We start from the raw sequence: 3,489 nt of genomic DNA, 5'->3' as shown, positions 1-3,489 counted from the left end.
GGCTATTGTATCTCCCACAGAAAGCCCTTCAAGGATTTGAACAAAATCATCTATTTCAAGTCCAGTTTGAATAGCTTTTGTTTTGAAACCATTATCCATTTTTACAAAAACTATTTTTTTCTCGCCCACGTTAACCAAAGCTTGTTTATGCAACCAAATTGCCTTTGTGGAATTTAATTGCACATTTCCCTGCAATCTTGTGCCAATGGGCAATTTTAGATTTACATTATTTAGATACACCCGAACTCTATTGGTCTTGTCAGTTGTGTTTAATTGCGTTTCCACAAAATTTATTTTTGCGTAAATAGTATTCTTTTCATCCAATTCAGAAGTGATGTCAATGGACTGATTGATTTTAATTAGGCTACTATATCCTTGCAAAACATTGAAAATACCCCAAACTTTATCGGTATTCATCAACTTAAAAACAACTTCTCCTTTCTTGATATAACTTCCTTCTTTAACATCCAAAGCTTCTGTAGTATTGCTTACATTCTGCATCGAAGAAGTATCAGGATTAGTCATTTTTTCGGTTCCGGTAATGATTCCGTTAGCAGGACTATAAATAGCAATTACAGGATTTACTTTTTTAGCGGAAGCCAATGCACCTATCTGATTATTGGACATTCCATAAAGCAATAATTTCTGTTTTGCTGAATTAATAATCGATGTGTTTTGAATGTCATTGGAAATCAAATAAATAAAATTTTGCTGTTCAGTCAATAATTCCGGGCTGTACAATTCAAATATTTTTTGTCCTTTCGTTACTCTTTGGTACTTATAATTGACATACATTTTCTCTATTCGACCATTGATTCTTGCCGAGATATTTACCGCAGAATTCGAATCGTAAGTGACAATTCCAGGTAAACTGATATTACTTCTTATAATGGTGTCTTTTGCCGTTGTGGTTTGATAATTTCCCACGACAAACTTATCGGTGGGTTTCAAAAGGTCGTCAACAGAATCATTTGTGTCAGAATGGTCTTCGGTTATTTTTTTTACCAAAGCCATTCCGCAAATAGGACAACTGCCAGGTTTGTCTCTAATAACTTCGGGATGCATCGAGCAAGTGTAAACCTCATTTTGATGTTCCATTTCCGAATGATTTCCTGATTTGGTTACAAGGAAATAGATTGCAATTCCAACAATCAAAATAGCAATCCCAACTAAACCGTATTTCGTGTATTTACTCATAATTATTTGACTTCTAGTTGTTTTTCTATTTCTACTTGTGTTGTTAAAATTGATTTTAATTTATCCAAAGCATCGATTTGAGTCATATTCATAGCTTCCCAAGCTTCTAATGCAACGAATAAATCCCCGGTGTTGTTTTGCCAAGCTAAAATGGCGGTATCATAGTTTCTTTTTAAAGCAGGAATAATGTTGTCTTGGGTAATTTGGTATTGCTTTTTCAGATTCAAAAATTCCGCATTCATGCCTTTTATCATCCCGGTTGCTTCATTGGCAATCATTTGTTTTTGCCAATCCAAACTTTCGTTTTTTAGACGGTAACTTTCCATATTGGCTTTATTCATTTTGGTTGACCAAGACACTGGAATTGTCATCATTCCCATTAATGAAAACTGCTGTGGCTGATTCCCGAAAGCAAACATATGGTCGTATTTTACGCCAAATTCCGGTCTTGTAGCTACTTTCTCTACCTCAATTTTATAATTGTTGATTTCCTTGGTTTTGTCAATGGCTTTGATGTCACTGCGATTGTTAATATAAGAAGACAAATCGGTTTCAAAAAGATTGAAATCCTTAATCTCGTAGTTTGAATCAATGTCAAAATCCACATTTTTATCACGCGACATTAAAGTATTGAGCATGTATTTTCGCTGGGAAATATCATTTTCCAACATCACAATCATACTTTGCAAAGTAGCATATTGCGATTTGGCTTTATAGTATGACGGCAATTTATCCATGTTGTACTGATAACGTATTTCCATGCTTTTAATCATATAATCAAGGAGCTGGAGATTGTCTTGTGCTATTTTTGTCTTTTTCTTGATGATAATCCATTCGTAATAATAAGTTTTTGCCAATGCGTTTAATTGGTTCAGAGTGAAATTTTTATTTTCATTTTCGACCGATGACATCGCTTTCATCAAATTTTCATTGGCATTTAGCTTAGAAGCATTCGGAATCATTTGGGTTACACCCAACATATAGCTTCCCATACCGGGGTTCATTTCATCTGCTTTCCACATTTTGGTATTATAGGGAGTCATAAATAATCCCGTTTCTACTTGTGGAGGCATCCAACTTCTGGCTCCTTTGGCCGAAGCATCCATACTTTGGATATCGGCATCATACATTTTCAATTGTGGATTATTTGTATTGATTGTACTCAAGACATTATCCAACGTAAGTGTTTGGGCTTTGCTGATTGCAACGCATAAAATCAAACAACTAAGGGCGATATGAAATTTAATGTTTTGCATCTATAAGATTAATTTTTCCTTTTGTTCTTAATTCGTGAAGTTTTACCATTTCAAAAACAACAGGGGTTACCAATAATACATAAATCGTTGAAGTAATTGTCCCGCCTATGAGCGGAACTGTGATAGGGAGCATTACATCAGCTCCTGTTCCCGTTGCCCAAAGAATGGGAATCAGACCAAACAAAGAAACCGAAACCGTCATCAGTTTTGGGCGTAATCTCTTGGCGGAACCGTCAATAATATATTCTCTTACTATTTCTTCAGTTAATGTTTCTTTACTATTGCCGTGTTTATCTACCATTTTATTCATTGCTTCGTTCAAATAAATGGTAATCAGCATCGCCGTTTCGACTGCCAAACCAAACAAGGCAATAAAACCTACAGCTACGGCAACAGATAAATTTATTCCATAAAAATAGACCATAAAAATACCGCCAATTAATGCAAACGGAACCGTTATCATAGTAATCAAAGCCTCTTTCATAGAATGATAAGTGAAATATAAAATGAGGAAAATAATCACGACAACAATCGGGAGAATTACGCCTAATGTTTTGTTAGCTCTCATTTGATTTTCCCATTGCCCGCTCCATTCCACATAATAGCCTTTTGGCATTTTAGTAATCATTTCATTCAATTTTCTTTGTGCTTCTTTGACTGTACTTCCTAAATCCCTATCCCGAACATTAAACAATACACTGCCTCGAAGCATCGCATTTTCGCTGTTTATCATAGGCGGGCCATCACTTATTTTTACATCGGCAACCGTTTCTAATGGTATGGGGCCAAATTCCATTGTTTGTACTTGCAGTTTTTTCAAGGCTTCAATGCTGTTTCGGTATTCTTGTGCATATCGCGCATTGACCGAAAAACGCTGTCTTCCCTCAATAGTTGTGGTGAGTTTCATTCCACCGATAGAAGCTTCCACAACAGCGTTTATATCGTCTATTGAAAGTCCATATCTGCCTATAACTTCTCTTTTAGGCTCGATATCAATGTATTTTCCACCTGTAATGGGTTCGGAATACAAATCTTT

At 35.5% G+C, this 3,489-nt stretch carries 3 protein-coding genes; all 3 read right to left on the bottom strand.

The features are described 5' to 3' along the window. A partial coding sequence (locus VLC96_RS07445) for a heavy metal-binding domain-containing protein (protein ID WP_325261795.1) occupies positions 1-1,197 on the bottom strand: 1,197 nt, incomplete at its 3' end. Between the two features lie 2 nt (positions 1,198-1,199). Beyond that, complete coding sequence (locus VLC96_RS07440; RefSeq protein ID WP_325261793.1) at positions 1,200-2,453, bottom strand: TolC family protein; 1,254 nt, start codon at positions 2,451-2,453, stop codon at positions 1,200-1,202. Further along, the coding region (locus tag VLC96_RS07435; protein WP_325261791.1) for an efflux RND transporter permease subunit at positions 2,440-3,489 on the bottom strand (1,050 nt) is incomplete at its 5' end. The genes VLC96_RS07435 and VLC96_RS07440, both read right to left, overlap by 14 nt.

This window comes from Flavobacterium sp. (genome assembly GCF_035456085.1).
GTDB lineage: Bacteria > Bacteroidota > Bacteroidia > Flavobacteriales > Flavobacteriaceae > Flavobacterium.
The sequence above is the reverse complement of the archived record's forward strand: the minus strand, read 5'-3'. Positions and strand labels throughout refer to the sequence as shown.

Bases quoted from the DNA above. Each gene is read 5' to 3' on its own strand.
- VLC96_RS07440 (WP_325261793.1), bottom strand. From the start codon at position 2,453: ATGCAAAACATTAAATTTCATATCGCCCTTAGTTGTTTGATTTTATGC.